13 protein-coding genes and 1 pseudogene are annotated in these 14,767 nt (G+C 71.9%); 12 read left to right on the top strand and 2 right to left on the bottom strand.

What is annotated here, in order from left to right; all coding sequences use genetic code 11:
- Positions 1–90: 90 nt before the first annotated feature.
- From ACQP10_RS22360 to ACQP10_RS22350, 3 genes and pseudogenes are all read left to right on the top strand, one after another.
- A complete protein-coding gene (locus ACQP10_RS22360; protein ID WP_346022313.1) occupies positions 91–342 on the top strand; it encodes a zinc ribbon domain-containing protein in 252 nt (83 codons plus the stop codon).
- Between the two features lie 229 nt (positions 343–571).
- Positions 572–1,846, top strand: a complete 1,275-nt coding sequence (locus ACQP10_RS22355; protein WP_433539648.1) for a C39 family peptidase — start codon at positions 572–574, stop codon at positions 1,844–1,846.
- A 113-nt stretch (positions 1,847–1,959) separates the two neighbouring features.
- Positions 1,960–2,124 (top strand): annotated as a pseudogene (locus tag ACQP10_RS22350) (transposase); the annotation flags it as partial.
- A 71-nt stretch (positions 2,125–2,195) separates the two neighbouring features.
- Here the strand turns inward: ACQP10_RS22350 and ACQP10_RS22345 are convergent.
- Together ACQP10_RS22345 and ACQP10_RS22340 are read right to left on the bottom strand one after the other, a co-directional pair.
- Positions 2,196–3,089, bottom strand: coding sequence for an SDR family NAD(P)-dependent oxidoreductase (locus ACQP10_RS22345; RefSeq protein ID WP_433539647.1), 894 nt, complete (start codon positions 3,087–3,089; stop codon positions 2,196–2,198).
- 97 nt (positions 3,090–3,186) lie between these two features.
- Entirely contained in the window at positions 3,187–4,017 is an 831-nt protein-coding gene (locus tag ACQP10_RS22340; RefSeq protein WP_389998905.1) for an SDR family NAD(P)-dependent oxidoreductase, read from the bottom strand.
- Positions 4,018–4,134: 117 nt separating this feature from the next.
- Between ACQP10_RS22340 and ACQP10_RS22335 the strand changes: the two genes are divergently transcribed.
- From ACQP10_RS22335 to ACQP10_RS22295, 9 genes are all read left to right on the top strand, one after another.
- Positions 4,135–4,731: a TetR/AcrR family transcriptional regulator gene (locus tag ACQP10_RS22335; protein WP_346022309.1), complete on the top strand. Its 597-nt coding sequence runs from the start codon at positions 4,135–4,137 to the stop codon at positions 4,729–4,731.
- Positions 4,732–5,504: 773 nt separating this feature from the next.
- Entirely contained in the window at positions 5,505–7,004 is a 1,500-nt protein-coding gene (locus tag ACQP10_RS22330) for a DegT/DnrJ/EryC1/StrS family aminotransferase (RefSeq protein WP_433539646.1), read from the top strand.
- A complete protein-coding gene (locus tag ACQP10_RS22325; RefSeq protein ID WP_389998899.1) occupies positions 7,004–8,257 on the top strand; it encodes an MFS transporter in 1,254 nt (417 codons plus the stop codon). The genes ACQP10_RS22330 and ACQP10_RS22325 overlap by 1 nt, the downstream gene beginning before the upstream one ends.
- Before the next feature lie 15 nt (positions 8,258–8,272).
- On the top strand, positions 8,273–9,262 hold the full coding sequence (locus ACQP10_RS22320; protein ID WP_433539645.1) for a sulfotransferase: 990 nt from the start codon (positions 8,273–8,275) through the stop codon (positions 9,260–9,262).
- 373 nt (positions 9,263–9,635) lie between these two features.
- Positions 9,636–10,463 carry an SDR family NAD(P)-dependent oxidoreductase gene (locus ACQP10_RS22315; RefSeq protein ID WP_189248851.1) on the top strand — a complete coding sequence of 276 codons (828 nt, stop codon included), beginning with the start codon at positions 9,636–9,638 and terminating at the stop codon, positions 10,461–10,463.
- Positions 10,464–10,694: 231 nt separating this feature from the next.
- A complete protein-coding gene (locus ACQP10_RS22310; RefSeq protein WP_179828481.1) occupies positions 10,695–11,525 on the top strand; it encodes a class I SAM-dependent methyltransferase in 831 nt (276 codons plus the stop codon).
- 64 nt (positions 11,526–11,589) lie between these two features.
- The gene (locus tag ACQP10_RS22305) at positions 11,590–12,468 is read left to right on the top strand and encodes a family 3 encapsulin nanocompartment shell protein (RefSeq protein ID WP_346022303.1); all 879 of its coding nucleotides are present in this window, start codon (positions 11,590–11,592) and stop codon (positions 12,466–12,468) included.
- 118 nt (positions 12,469–12,586) lie between these two features.
- On the top strand, positions 12,587–14,005 hold the full coding sequence (locus ACQP10_RS22300) for an NAD(P)/FAD-dependent oxidoreductase (protein WP_346022302.1): 1,419 nt from the start codon (positions 12,587–12,589) through the stop codon (positions 14,003–14,005).
- Positions 13,996–14,715: an aspartate/glutamate racemase family protein gene (locus tag ACQP10_RS22295; protein WP_346022301.1), complete on the top strand. Its 720-nt coding sequence runs from the start codon at positions 13,996–13,998 to the stop codon at positions 14,713–14,715. The genes ACQP10_RS22300 and ACQP10_RS22295 overlap by 10 nt, the downstream gene beginning before the upstream one ends.
- Positions 14,716–14,767 lie beyond the last annotated feature (52 nt).

The following is a 14,767-nucleotide window of genomic DNA, read 5'->3' as shown; positions in this document are numbered from 1 at the left end:
TCGCTGCGCTCGCTCCCTCCTCGGTCCAGACACCGGCGCCCCCTCGCGGGTTCGACGTGGAAGTTGGGCTGGGGCGGGTAGGAGCGGGTGATGTTGTTCATCTTCGGTCTTCGTACCGCGATCCAGCGGCTTGGCATGGTCACTCTCGTCTGTCGTAACTGCGGCAACACCGCGGCTCAGGCGCTGGCGAAGCGGGTGACGAAGTTCAGCCTGTTCTTCATTCCGCTCTTCCCGGTGCGGAAGAGATACATGATGCAGTGCACCTACTGCGGAGCCGCCTACGACGTCTCCCGGGACGAGATGGACGGCCTTCGTCGGGGCGTCGGCGCGTCCCTGCGCTGATATCCGCTGTGTTCATGGCGACGCTGGCGCGTCGCGGCTCGGGGGCTCAGACCCGGTGTCTTCCCTCGTCGTTCGCTCGCTGCGCTCGCTCTCTCCTCGGTCCAGACACCGGCGCCCCCTCGCGGGCTTTTCCGTTGGTGGGGGCGCGGATACGTAAAGTTCCCGATGCGCGGTGTGGCGCGGAGACCTACCGTCTGCGGGGTCGAGAACCCCCAGGCAAGGTGAGCCCATGCGCGTGCTGACCGTGTTCCTCTCCGCGTTCCTGTCCACCGTCGTGTCGTCCGCGACCCTCACCGCCTCGGCGGTGGGGCCCGCCGCGGCCGTGACCAAGCCGCCACCGGCCCAGACCGACGTCGTCTACCAACGGGCCTCCTTCCCCGCCGGCGTCGCCGAGGGTGTGACGGCCCGTGACACCCTGGCCTTCGCCTCCGCCGCCGGAACCACCTCCTACACCGACGCCCTGGGCACCCGTACCTGGGAGTACGCCTGCTGGACCGGTCCCGAGCAGAGGGTCGGCTTCGCCGCCACCGAGCTGGTCGCGTCCTGGACCGCCGACACCCCGCCCGGGAGCTGGGTGCAGGTCGAGATGCGCGGCCGCAACGCCGCCGGGCTGAGCAAGTGGTACGTCATGGGCCGCTGGGCCTACGGCGAGGATGACATCCGCCGCACCTCGGTCCCCGGCCAGGGCGACGCCGACGGCACCGTCTCGGTCGACACCTTCGTCGCCGCGTCGGGCCGGCCGATCACCGCCTACCAGCTGCGCGTCACACTGCACCGCACGCCCGGCTCCACCGTGACCCCCGTCGTACGGAGCCTGGGCGCGATGGCCTCGACCGTCCCCGAGCGCAAGCGCGTGGCGGCCAGTCCCGGTGGCCAAGCCTGGGGCATCGAGCTGAAAGTGCCGCGCCGTTCCCAGAACGTCCACAAGGGCCACTACCCCGAGTGGGACGGCGGCGGCCAGGCGTGGTGCAGCCCGACCTCCACCACGATGGTGCTCGGCTACTGGGGCGCCTGGCCCAGCAAGGAGGACACCTCCTGGGTGGACCCGTCCGACCCCGATCCCGAGGTCGACCACGCCGCCCGTTACACCTACGACCACGCCTACCAGGGGGCGGGCAACTGGCCGTTCAACACCGCTTACGCCGGGCGGTACGGGATGGAGGGTTTCGTCACCCGGCTGCGGTCGCTGACCGAGCTGGAGCGCTTCATCGCCGCGGGAATCCCGGTGATCACCTCCCAGTCGTTCAAGGAGAGTGAGCTGCCCGGCGCCGGCTACGGCACCGACGGCCACATCATGGTGATCGTCGGGTTCACCGCCACCGGCGACGTGATCGCCAACGACCCCGCCTCGCCGAGCGACGACGCGGTGCGCCACGTCTATCCGCGGGGCGACTTCGAGAACGTCTGGCAGCGCAGCACCAGCAGCGGCGGCATCGTCTACGTCATCCGCCCGCCGGGCCAAGCCCTGCCCACCACCGTGCCGGGCCTGCCCGCCAACTGGTGAGAGGACCCTCCACCCGGGAATCCGCGGTGAGCCCCGCGGATTCCCGGCCGCCCGCCGCCCGCCGCCCGCCGCCCGCCGCCCGCCGCCCGCCGCCCGGCTCCCGGCTCCCGGCGTGGAGACGGCCCGCGCCGCCTTACCCGCCACGTCGCCGACGCCATCCGGGGCGGCGGCCGATCGATGACCGCCTGGCTCTGGCCGGCGTCATCTACGTCCTGCGCGTCGGCGTGGCCTGGCGCCACGTCCCATCCTCGGCGATAGGCCGCTCAGGCGTGACGTGCCGTCAGGGTGCCGATGGTGGCGCAAGGGGGCGGACGAGCCCCATGACAGTGGTGACCGCCAGGGGGTCCGATCAGGCCTGGGTGCCTGTGAGCGCGTCCGCGCTCAGCCGGACGCAGAGGTCCCACACGGCGCTCTGGTTGCGTTCGTCGAGAGCGCTGGCCGGCAACGGCTTGCGGCGGCACTTGTCGTCGAAGTAGGCGCCGGTGAGGCCCTCCACCTCCGGGCTCGCGGCCAGATAGACGCTGGAGCGAGCCGAACGGGTCAGATCCGACAGGAAAAGCGGAGCGACGACCTTCAGGACCAGGGGCGCGATCGGCCGGTAGAGCCTCGGGAAAGCGGTGATCGGGGTCGATCTGTTCATCGGCGTGTAGCCGTGCCCGGGGTAGACCACATTGGCGGTCACCCCCGTGCCGCGCAGCTCCCGGGCGAGCCGGGCCGTCAGCGCCATCGTCATGGTCTTGGTGTGGTTGTAGTGGCTGAACGTCCACCCGATGAAGCGGCGCTCGCCCAGAAGGTTGTCATGATCGATGGGGCCGCCGGGAATGCCGCCCGTCAGGTTGACGACTCGGGCGTGGCCGGCGCGCTTCAGCTGCGGCAGGAGCAGGTGAGTGAGGGTGAACGGGGTGAGAACGTGGGCGGCGAACATCTTCTCCACCCCGTCGGCGGTCAGCTCACGGTGCGGCCGGTTCATACCGACGTTGTTGACCAAGACGTCCAGGGCCTCGTAGCGCTCGGCGATCCGGGATGCGAGCCGGAGCAGCCCGTGGAGGCTGGTGAGGTCGGCGGCGAAGGCGCTCACCCGATCGTGTCCGGCGCCGGCGCGGATGTCCTGCGCGGCCTGCTGCGCTCGAATGCGATCGATTCCCACGAGGATGACGGAGGCCCCCCGTTCGGCCAGGCCGCGTGCGGTCTCCATGCCGATCCCCGCGGTGCTGCCGGTGATCAGGGCAGTCTTGCCTGTCATGTCGCTCAAGTGCATCTGTACGTTCTCCAGGTCTGGTCGGGGGCGCCGTCGTCCCGGTCGGTCGGGCAGGCCATCGAATGCGGGTACGGCACGGGCGTCAGCGCGGGATCAGTTCTCGCGTGAGGTCGTGGAGGCGTAGTGCGTCCTGCCTGGCGAATGCGCGGCCGTCCAGCGACAGCCGGCGCTTCTGCCAGTAGGCGGTGAAGGGCTCGGCCGGTGGGTCGTCCAGGAGTGCGGTCATGGGTGCCGTGGCCTTCGGTACCGACGTGGCGAACATGGCGAAGAACGCCTTCGTCGCGGCGCGTAGCGGTTGCGGCAGGCTCTCGGGCATGCCGGTGGAGACCACGCCGGGGTTGTAGCCGATGTAGGAGACGCCGCTGCCGGCATGCAGAACGCCGAAGGCGACTCCAAGGAGATCGTTGGCCCGGAAGGACTGCAGGGTGGCCTTGGTCCCGCTGTAGGCGCGCGTCAGCTGCAGGTCATCCCAGTGAATGCGGCCCAGCGGGACACCGGGCGTGCCCACGTTCATGATGACCGGACGGCGGGCGGCCCGCAGCGCGTCGTGGAGGCCGTGGCTCAGCACGAAACGGCTGAGATAGGCGAGCGCGAAGCTGTGCTCGAAGCCCTCGCGGGTGGTCACGCGGTCGCCGAAGAGCCGGTATCGCTGGGCGCAGAGAATCAGCTTGTCCACGACCGGATGATCCTCGGCGAGGCGTTCGACGAGATCCTGGGAGGCGGACACCGAGGTGAGATCGGAGCGCACGAAGCCGGCCCGCCCGGTTGGAATGGTCTCGGCCTCGGCGAGCAGGGCCTGTCCCTTTCCGGCGGTGCTGCCGACGGCGATGACGTGAGCGCCTTGCCGGAGGTAGTGGAGGGCCAGCCCCTTGCCGAGCCCGTCGGTGCCTCCGGTGATGACCACGGTCTGCATGTTTCACCTGCTCTCACGGCATACCCATCGAAGTGGATATGCAGTATCCGCTTATGTCGGGCAGCCTAGCACGAACCGGATATGCTGTATCCGGTTAGTCGGAGGAGCGGGGATGTCATGAGCGAAGAGACACCGGTACTGCGCCGCGACGCCGAGCACAACCGGCGGCGCACACTGGCGGCGGCGCGGGAGGTGTTCGCCGCGCGCGGGCTGCAAGCCACGCTCAATGACGTGGCCCACCACGCGGGACTCGGCGTCGGCACCGTCTACCGGCGGTTTCCCAACAAAGAGGCCCTCGCCGAGGCCGTCTACGCCGGCAAGCTCGACGACATCCGCGCCATGGCGCAGGCCGCGCTGGCGGGGCGGGACGCCTACGAAGCCCTGAGGGCCTTCCTCGAACATGCCTTGGAGCAGGCCGCGGCCGATCGTGGGCTCCGCGAACTGATACGGCAGGGCACGAGCGACAGCGAGCAGATCGTGCGCACCCGGGAGGGCATCGTGGAGTCCTGCGGCCACCTCATCGCCCGCGCCCAGGAGCAGGGCACGATGCGCGACGACGTCACGGTGGAGGACATCGCGCCCATCGTTGCGATGATCGACTCCGTGATGGATCTGCCGGCCGCCGGCGCCGTGCAACCGTGGCGGCGCTACCTCGCGCTCATCCTCGACGGCCTGCAGACCGGGCCGGACCGCCGAGGCCGGCGCTCGTCGTAGAGCTCGGCTCCGATGAGGCCGTGACGGTGATCTGGGGCGAAGCCGCCCCTTGCCGGGGCGGGCCGGGGCGCGGTGCGATCAGTCCCGTTTCCCCGGCCCGCCCCCATCCGGCACCCAAGATGCGCGCCACCCTGTCCGGCGAGTTGTCCGGCGGCCACTGAGTCGCGCGATCACCTCCGGCAGTGGGCGGCCACCCGTCTCGGAGAGGCCAAGGTGCCGCTCCGGCTCACCAGGGGTCCCGGTGGTGATCGTCGAGAATCCAGCGGATATGGCTGACCGGCGTCGATATAGAGCATCCGGGCGAGGTCGGCGGCATCCTCGGCCCGATGCGCGGCGCCCGTCGACCGGCGCACCGGCTCTGCTCGGCCACCTCGGGCTCGCGCCGGGCCGGGCGGGATGCCGCCGTGCCACCGGTGTGACGTGTGTGCCGTACGAAACCCATGGTGTTGAAGTGACGTAAGCGCCAAAAGGTAAATATGTTGATATGACTATTTTTGTCTGTCCAATACCGGCCATTAGCTCTCATTGACACCCCTAATGTATTTAGAGAACATTCAAAAAATCTCATCCGCCCCCTACGAAACCCCCGGCCCGCCGGCCCCGCCGGACGGCGCCACCGGGACGGTCGCCCCACGGCCCCCGGCGCTTCCCCGCCTTCTACCGCCTTCACAAAAGGTCATCGATACGCGACCACGGCCCCGCCCGGGGCGGTGTCCGCGTGCCCGCGCACCGTCAACGACGGAAACCGACAGCCGACGACGAGGAGCTCGACGGTGGACGGCACAGAAGAGAGTTCGACACCGGTCCGGCCGCAGGCACGGACCGGGCAGACCGAGGACACGCGGCTGGCCCTGTACGGCGGCAGCCCCGTCCGGCACGCACCGTGGCCCACCTACGACAAGGGAGCCGTCTTCGTCCATCCCGAGGACGAGGAGGCGGCGATGCGCGCCGTCCGCAGCCACCTCTACTTCCGCTACGACCACCGCGCCCAGCACGAGACCGAGTGCGGCGCGCTCGAGGAGGAACTGCGCCGCTACTTCGGCAGCAGGCACGCGCTGGCCGTGTCCAGCGGCACCGCCGCGCTCGCGCTCGCGATCATGGCGGCGGGCATCCCGCCGGGCTCGCTCGTCGCCTGCCCCGGCTTCACCTTCGTCGCCACCCCCAGCGCCATCGTGCTCGCCGGATGCACGCCCTTGCTGGTGGAGGTGGACGAGAACCTGCACATGGACCTCGACGACCTCCGCCGCCGCTGGACGCCGGAGATCAAGGCGATCCTGGTGGTCCACATGCGCGGCTTCGCCGCAGACATGGAGGCGCTGACGCGTTTCGCCGCGGAGATGGGCGTGCCGGTCATCGAGGACGCCGTACCGGCCCTGGGCGCCGAGCTGCGAGGCCGCAAGCTCGGCACCTTCGGCCTCGCGGGGGCCTTCAGCACCCAGTCCGACAAGTCGCTCAACTGCGGCGAGGGCGGATTCCTGGTCACCGACGACAGCGTGCTGTTCGCCCGCGCCGTCGTGCTCTCGGGCGCCTACGAGGGCCGCTTCCGCCGGCACTTCCCGGACGGCGACCCGCCGATCGGCACCGATCTGGACCTGCCGCTGCTCAGCTTCCGGATGGACGAGATCCGCGCGGCGCTGCTCCGCTCCGAACTGGAACGGCTGCCGGTCCGTCTGGAACGCTTCCGCGCCAACTACTCCTACGTGGCCGCGGCACTGGCCGGCGTCCCGGGGATCGAGATCCGGCAACCGGTCGCCCCCGGCGCCTACCTCGGCGAGGCGTTCATCTTCCGGGTCCCGGGCGGGGACGCCGAATGGTTCGCCCGCGCGCTGCGCCACGAGGGCATCGACGCGCGCAACCTCGGCTCCGACGAGGACGTCAACGTCCGCGTCTTCTGGAACTGGCGGTTCATGTTCGGCGGCCTGACCGCCGAGCAGGTCAGGGCACTGCTGCCGGCCACGACGCGTCACCTGCGGGAGGCGGTCGACGTCCCGCTGTCGTCCAGCCTGTCGCCGGCCGACTGCGACCAGCTCGTCCGCGCGGTCCGCAAGGTCGCGGAGGCCGCCCGCCCGGCCGCCGGACCCCCGGCGGAGGCGCTCGCCGTACCGGAGAGCGGCCTTCCGGCCGGAGCGCACGCCGGACCGGCCCCGGGAACGGCAGGAACGGCGGGAGCGCGGCCCGTGCCGGACACCGTGCCGGACACCGTGCCGCCCGCGGGGGCGAGCGCCGTACCGGACGGTGGCACGGCCGGCGTCGCGCGGGCCGGGCGGCGGTGATGAGCGCACAGGTCACGGGAAACGCGATTCCCCGCCTCGCCCTCGTCGGGGTCTTCGGCGGGCTCTTCTGCGGGTACGTGGGCCTCAGCGCGGTGATCCCGGTGCTGCCGGGCTTCGTCCGGGAACGCTACGGCGCCCCCGACGTCGCGGTCGGCCTGGTGGTCATGGCCACCGCGTTCACCGCGCTGCTGGTCCGGCCCGTCGCGGGTCACCTGGCCGACCGCCACGGCCACCGCCTCGTCATGCTGGCGGGCGCACTGATCATCGCGGTGGGCGGCGTCCTGTACTTCCTGCCGCTCGGCGTGGCCGGGCTCGTCCCCCTGCGCCTGCTGCTCGGCGTGGGGGAGGCGGCGCTGTTCACCGCGGGCGCCGTCTGGACCGTGGCGCTCGCCCCGCACGAGCGCCGCGGCCAGCTCATCGGCCTGTACGGCGTGAGCATGTGGGGCGGCATCTCCGCGGGCACCTTCCTCGGGGCGGCGATGCTGCCGCTCGGCTACGGCGCGGTGTGGGCCTTCAGCGGCGCGGCCGCACTCGTCGGCCTCCTGCTGATCAGTGCGTCCCCGGTGCACGCCCGCACCGGGCGGCCCGGCGAGGTTCCCGGCGGCACGGTTTCCGGCGGAGGAACCTCCGGCGGAGAGGAGCGGGGCACCGGCCCGGCGGGCGGCGTGCGGCGGGGGAGCGGGCACCGCCTGCTGGTGCGCCCGGCGCTGCTGCCCGGAACGGCGCTGGCCCTGGCCTCCGCCGGATACGCCGGTCTCGCCGCCTTCGTCGTCCTGCACCTGAGAGCCCGTGGCATCGACTCCGGCGTCGCCGTGCTCAGCTGCTTCAGCGCCGTCTACGCCGGTACGAGGCTGTTCATCGGCCACCTGCCGGACCGGCTCGGACCGCGCAGGGTCGCGGTCTGGTGCGGCATCGGCGAGGCCGTCGGCCTGCTGGTCGTCGCGGTGGCCCCGAACCTGCCGGTCGCCCTGATCGGCAGTGTGATCACCGGGGTGGGGTTCTCGCTGTTGCACCCCTCGCTCTCCCTGATGGTGATGGACCTGGCCGACCCCGCCGAGCAGGGGGCGGCGATCGGCGCCTACACCTCCTTCTGGGACCTGGGCCTCGCCCTCTGGGGCCCGCTGATCGGAGCCGTGGCGACGGGATTCGGCTACCCGGCCGTGTTCGTCGCCGGCGCCGCCTGCGCCGTGGCGGCCGTGGCCGTGGCGCTCCGTGTCCGCAGGCCGGCCGTACGGCCGGCGACCACCGGCTGAAGCCAGGGAGCCCCCATGGACACATCGTCGCCCCTCACGATCCTGTGCATCACCGGATGGTGCCGCAACGGCAGCACCATCATCGGCAACGTCCTCAACGAGATCCCGGGGTTCTTCCACGTCGGGGAGCTGCACTTCCTGTGGAGGAACAGCGTCGGCAAAGGCGCCAACAACCTGTGCGGCTGCGGCGAGACGCTGACCCGCTGCCCGGTCTGGTCGGAGATCCTGGAGACCGTCCGCCCGGCCGGGATGACGGCGCACGAGCATGCCGCCGCCGTCATCCGCCGCCAGCTCTCCTGCGTCCGGACCCGGCACACCTGGCGCGTGCTCGGCCGCGGGCCGTACCGCGACGACATCCGCGAGCACGCCGCCCTGATGACCCACACCTACCACGCCATCGCCGAGCGGACCGGAGCGCGGGTGATCGTGGACACCACGAAGATCCCCGGCGAGGCCGCCCTGCTGCCCCACCTCGACGGGGTGCGGCCGTACTACGTCCACCTCGTACGGGACCCCCGGGCGGTGGCCCACTCCTGGCGCCGGCCCAAGGAGTACGTCTACGCCATGTCCGCGGCGAAGAGCACCGCCTACTGGGACGGCTTCAACCTGGCCTCCCGGGCCATCACCCGGCGCCACCCGGAGCGGTCGCTCCTCCTGCGCTACGAGGACTTCGCCGCCGACCCGGCGGGGACCATCGATACGCTCCTGCGGCTCTGCGGTGCCGACCCGGCCGGCAACCCGGTGCGGGACCGGGCCGTCGAGCTGCGCCCCAACCACACGGTCACCGGTAACCCGGACCGCTTCCGCACCGGCGTGACCGTCATCCGGGACCGGGACGACGCCTGGCGGACGGGCCTGCCGGCCACGGCCAGACTGGCGGCGACGGCGCTGTCGTGGCCGCTCCTACGGCACTACGGCTACCGGTACGGCGGCTCCCTGCCCACCGGCGCCCCGAGAGGCGCCCCGGCGCCTGGCCTGAAGAACACCGCCAAGGGTCGCCACTGACCGGACCCGCAAGGGGCCACCGGAGTCCGGACCCGCGAGGGGGCGCCGGTGTCTGGACCGAGGAGAGAGCGAGCGCAGCGAGTGGACGACGAGGGAAGACACCGGGCTCAAGCCCCCGAGCCGCGACGCGCAGCGTCGCAATGAGAACAGCGAGGGGGCGCCGGTGTCTGGACTGAGGAGCGGAGGAGCGAAGCGACGGAGTGACGAGGGAAGACACCGGACAGGAGCCCCTGAGCCGCGACGCGCAGCGTCGCCATGAACAGGGAGCGGAGCGACGGAGTGACGAGGGAAGACACCGGGCTCAAGCCCCCGAGCCGCGACGCGCAGCGTCGCCATGAGAACAGCGTCGCAATGAGAACAGAGAGGACCACGATTGGACCTGGGCCTTGCGAACAAGGTCGCGCTCGTCGCCGGCGGCTCCAGCGGGCTCGGCCTCGCCGCCGCCAGGGAGCTGGCCAGGGAGGGCGCGCACGTCGCGATCGGCGCCCGCGATCCCGACCGGCTCCGGGAGGCCGAACGCGCCGTCAAGGAGGTGGCGTCGGGCCACGTCCACGTCCGGAGCGTGGACATCACCGACGGGCAGGCGGCGCGCCGCTGGGTGGACGAGGTGGCCGCCGACCTCGGCGCCCTGCACATCGTCCTCGTCAGCGGCGGCAGCCCCCCGATCGGCCCGGCCTCGCGTTTCGCGACGGGTGACTACGAGGCGGCCGTCGGCAAGGTGCTGCTGCCCGCGGTGGACCTCGCCCTCGCGGCGCTGCCGTACCTGAGGGCCGCCGGATGGGGCCGGCTGCTGTTCGTGGCCTCGGAGACGGCGAGCGTCCCCATCCCGCCGCTGGCGCTCTCGGGCGTGACCCGTGCGGCCCTGGTGCGTTTCGCCCAGGCGCTCGCCGCGGAGGTGGGGCGCGACGGCATCACCGTCAACGTGCTGGCTCCCGGCGGGGCCCGTACCCCGCCGATGGAGCGGGCCGCGGCCCGGCTGGCCGCGGGCGGCGACGTGGAGGAACGGCTGCGCGCCATGGGCCACCACAACGCCGTCGGCCGTCTGGCCCGCCCCGAGGAGATCGCCGCGGTGGTGGCCTTCCTCGCCGGGGAGCGGGCGTCCTTCGTCACCGGCGCGGTGCACCTGATCGACGGCGGCGCCGCCGTCGTGGGGCCGGAGCTGCCGCACCTGTCGGGCGCGGGGGAGAACACCTACACCTGATCGCCATCGGACGACCGACCGCCACGGCCCCTGACCGCCGCCGGACTTCTGCCGCGAGGGAACCTCTTGCGGCCGGGGATCCTCTGACGGCCACGGCCCCTGACCGCCACCGGACCCCCGGTCGACGCGAGGCGTCCCGGAGACGTCCCGCACGAGGCATCTCACCGGGATCCTCGCACGGGACGCCGCCGGACGAGGAACAAAAGACACCACGGAGACAAGGAGCGCATGATGTCGCTGACCAGTCATGTCTACACCGAGAAGGACGTCGGGGACTTCTTCGACCAGACCACGCAGACCTACCTCACCTTCTGGGACAGCGAGGGCGTCCTGCACACGGGGTACTTCTCCGGCGACGACGACGAGGACTACCGCGCGGCCGCCGAACGGACCTCCGACATCATGGCGGCCGAGGCCGGGATCGGTGAGACCTCCCACGTGCTCGACGTGGGCTGCGGCTGCGGCAACTTCCTGATCCATCTTGCCGACCGGTACGGCTGCCGCGGCGAGGGGCTCGACCTGAGCGCCGAGCGCGTCGCGTTCGCCAGGAAGCTGGCCGGGGACCGTCCCGGCATCGCCTTCCGGCACGGCTCGGCGACGCGCATGCCGTACGAGGACGGTTCCTTCACCCACGTCGTCAGCCAGGACGCGCTCTTCCTGGTGCCGGACAAGCCGCGCAGCCACGCGGAGGTCAACCGCGTCCTGCGGCCCGGCGGGATCTTCGCCTTCTCCGACTTCCTCCAGCCCAGGGAGGACATCGGCGAACGCGCCCGCAAGCACGTCTACGACCGGGTGCGGTGGGGCGGCGGCTACTCGCTCGTCGGTTACCAGCGGGCCCTGGAGGACGCCGGATTCGAGATCCTCCTCGCCCGCAACCTCGAAGATCACATCAGGCAGACCTACCGGGTGCTGGGGAAGACCGCGCGCGAGCGGGCCGAGACGACGCCGGACGCCGCGGCGCGCGACTGGATGCTCGCCTTCTCCGAGTCCTGTGGCGAGATCCAGGCTGCCATCGACCGGGGGGAGTTCGGCTGGGGGGTCTTCGTCGCCCGCAGACGCTGACCGTGCCGACATCGACCGCGCCGACCGCGCCGACCGTGACCAGCACCGCGACAGTGAGGACGCCATGCAGCCGACAGACACCATGAAGCGCACGATGGCCGAGGTCGTCGCCCAGCGCAGGACCGAGATGTCCCCGGGACGGATCTTCGCCGAGGCCTGCGCGGCCAAGGGGACCGACGCCGTCGTCGAGTACGACGTGACGATCACCGACTCGCTGACGAGTTCCCGGCGCAAGCCGCGCTACCCGGCGCGCAACATGATCAAGGTCGTCGACCTCTCAAAGGATCCCCGGCGCTACTACTGGCACGAGAGCCTCCCGGACCCCGGCGCTCCACAGGTCCACGAGGCCGACCTCCGGCGGGAGGCGGCCAACCGCTTCCACCGCTCACCCGTACCCGAGCTGCTGCCCACCACCGCCTGGGTCCAGGTCCCGCCGGATCTGTGGGAGGACATCGAGACCTTCGAGTCCTTCATCAACTACCGGCTCATCGTCCGCCTGTCCACCGCAGAGAACGACACGATCATCCGTGGCGCCGGCGGCCTGCTGAACATGCCGCAGATCGCCCGCATGACCTCCAGGGGGTCGTTCTCTTCCACGATCCTGGCGGCGTGCAACGAGGTGGAGCAGATGGGGGGCACGGCCGACGGCCTCATCATCAACCCCGCCGACTACTACGCCTTCATGGGCGAGGGCCGTCTGATGGACGACATCGAACGGAACGGCGTCTTCATCGTGCGGACCCGCCTGGTCGAGCCGGGCACCGCCCTCGTCGGAGACTTCGGGCACGGCGCCCTGCTGTTCGACGCCGGCCGCTCGGTGATCCGTTTCGCCGAGCCGCCCCCGGGGACCTTCGCCGAGCCGGGGGGCCTCGCGCTCATGGCCCAGATCCACGAGCGCGTCGTGGTCAACCTCCCGACCAACTTCTTCGTCGTGAGTCTGTGAAGGACGGTGAACGCCGGCGATGCCTTCCCCCGACGCCCCTGACGGTATGGACGCCCCCGATGTCCCCGACGCTTCCGGTGCTTCCGGCGCTTCCGGCGGCGCTGGCGTCCCCGACGGTATGGACGCCCTCGGCGGCTCCGGTGACCGTGGTGACCACGGCGATCCCGGCGCCCTCGAAGCCCTCGACGGGGTCCCCGCGCGGCACGACCCGGACGTCCTCGTCATCGGCGGCGGCATCGCCGGCCTGTTCTGCGCCTACCACCTCCGGCTCGGCGGTGCCCGGGTCACCGTGGTGGAACGCGGGCCGGTCGGCGGCCCGCAGTCCTGCTCCCACGGCAACACCGGCTTCGTCGGCACGCAGGGCGCGGCGCCCCTCGCCGAGCCCGGCGTGCCGGCCCAGGGGTTGCGCTGGCTGCTCGACCCGGAGAGCCCGTTCTCCGTCCGGCCGCGCTGGGACCCCGAGCTGGCGCGCTGGCTGTGGCACTTCCGCCGCGCCTGCGACGAACGCGCCGCCGACGCCGCCTTCCGGGTGCTGGCCGACATGAAGAGGCGCAGCCTGGCGATGCTGCGCGAACTGTGCGCGCCGACCGGCCCGCCCGGACCGGGTGGAGCGGCCGGTCCGAACGGTCTCGCCTCCGCCTTCGCCGAGGGAGGCATGCTGCTGGCGTTCAACACGGCCGAGGGGTTCGAGAAGGGACGCCGCTCCGTACCCCGGGCGGTCGCCCGCGGTGTGCCGCTGCGCGTCCTCGACCCGGACGAGCTGCGGGCACTCGAACCGGGCGTCGAGTTCGACGTCCGCGGCGCGCTGTACAACGAGGAGGGCGCCTACCTGCGCGTCCCGGAGTTCCTCCGCGAGTTCGCCCGGACGCTGCGGGACATGGGAGTCGAGATCCTGGAGGAGACCGGGGTCGTCGGCTTCGAGACCGCGGGCGGCGCGGTCCGGCGGGTACGGACGACGCGCGGCGACCTCTCGCCCGCCGAGACGGTCGTCGCCGCCGGCGCCTGGTCGGCGGAGTGCGTCCGTCACCTGGGACTGCGGCTCCCCCTCCAGCCCGCCAAGGGCTACACCGTCACGGTCAAGGCGCCGGGCAACGCGCCGCGGCACCCGGTCCTGCTGGGGGAGGGCAAGGTCGCGATCACACCGCTCGGCGACCGGCTGCGCCTCGGCGGGACGCTGGAGCTGTCCGGCATGGATCCCGCGGTATCCCGGCGGCGCGTGGCGGGCATCCTGCGGACCGTCCGGTCCTACCTCCCCGGGATGGAGACCACCCCGATCATCGAGACCTGGAGCGGCCTGCGACCCTGCACCCCGGACAGCCTTCCCCTCATCGGGCGGGCCGGGTCGTACCGCGGTCTCTGGCTGGCCTGCGGTCACGGCCACATCGGCATGGGCCTGGCGCCGTCCGGGGGCAGGCTGCTCGCCCAGCTCCTCACCGGCGAGCCACCCGACACGGACCCCGCGCCGTTCCACCCGGGCCGCTACGGCGACCGTACGGCCCGGCGGCGCGGACGAGACGGAGGAAGGCGATGGCCATGACCGGCGAGGAGAAGACGGGCGGCGAGGCTCCGATAGGCGTGCTGTGCCTGGAGACCTCGTTCACCAAGATCCCCGGACACATCAGGAACCCGGTCACCTTCGGCTTCCCGGTGATCTACAAGGTGGTGCGGGGCGCGACGCCGGAGCGCGTGGTGAGCATGGGCGACCCCCGGCTGCTCGACCCGTTCGTCGACGCGGCGCGGGAACTGGAGGAGGAGGGCGCGGCGGCGATCACCGGCGCCTGCGGCTTCCTCGTCCTCTTCCAGCGGGAACTGGCCGGCGCGGTCGGCGTCCCCCTCTACGCCTCCAGCCTGATCCAACTGCCGATGGTCCACCGCATGCTCCGCCCCGGCCGGAAGGTGGGACTGCTGGTGGCGAAGAAGGCCGCGCTGACCCGGCGGCACCTGGAGGCGGTCGGAGCCGAGGACGTCCCGGTCTGCGTCGCCGGGATGGAGGAGGAACCCGAGTTCCGCGAGGTCATGCTCGAAGGCCGGCGCGTGGAACTGGACGCCGACCGCCTGGAACGCGAGGTGCTGGGCCAGGCCGTACGGCTCGCGCGCGACAACCCCGACATGGGGGCGATCGTCATCGAGTGCACCGACCTGGTGCCGTTCGCGCACGCGATCCAGGAGCGGACCGGCGTGCCGGTCTTCGACATCGTGACGCTCACCGAGATGGTGCACCTGAGCCTGACCCGCCGGCCGTATTGACGATGTTCATTGCGACGCTGCGCGTCGCGGCTCGGGGCCCTTGCTCTGCGGT

The organism is Streptosporangium sandarakinum, assembly GCF_050942225.1.
Taxonomy (GTDB): domain Bacteria; phylum Actinomycetota; class Actinomycetes; order Streptosporangiales; family Streptosporangiaceae; genus Streptosporangium; species Streptosporangium nondiastaticum.
The sequence above is the reverse complement of the archived record's forward strand: the minus strand, read 5'-3'. Positions and strand labels throughout refer to the sequence as shown.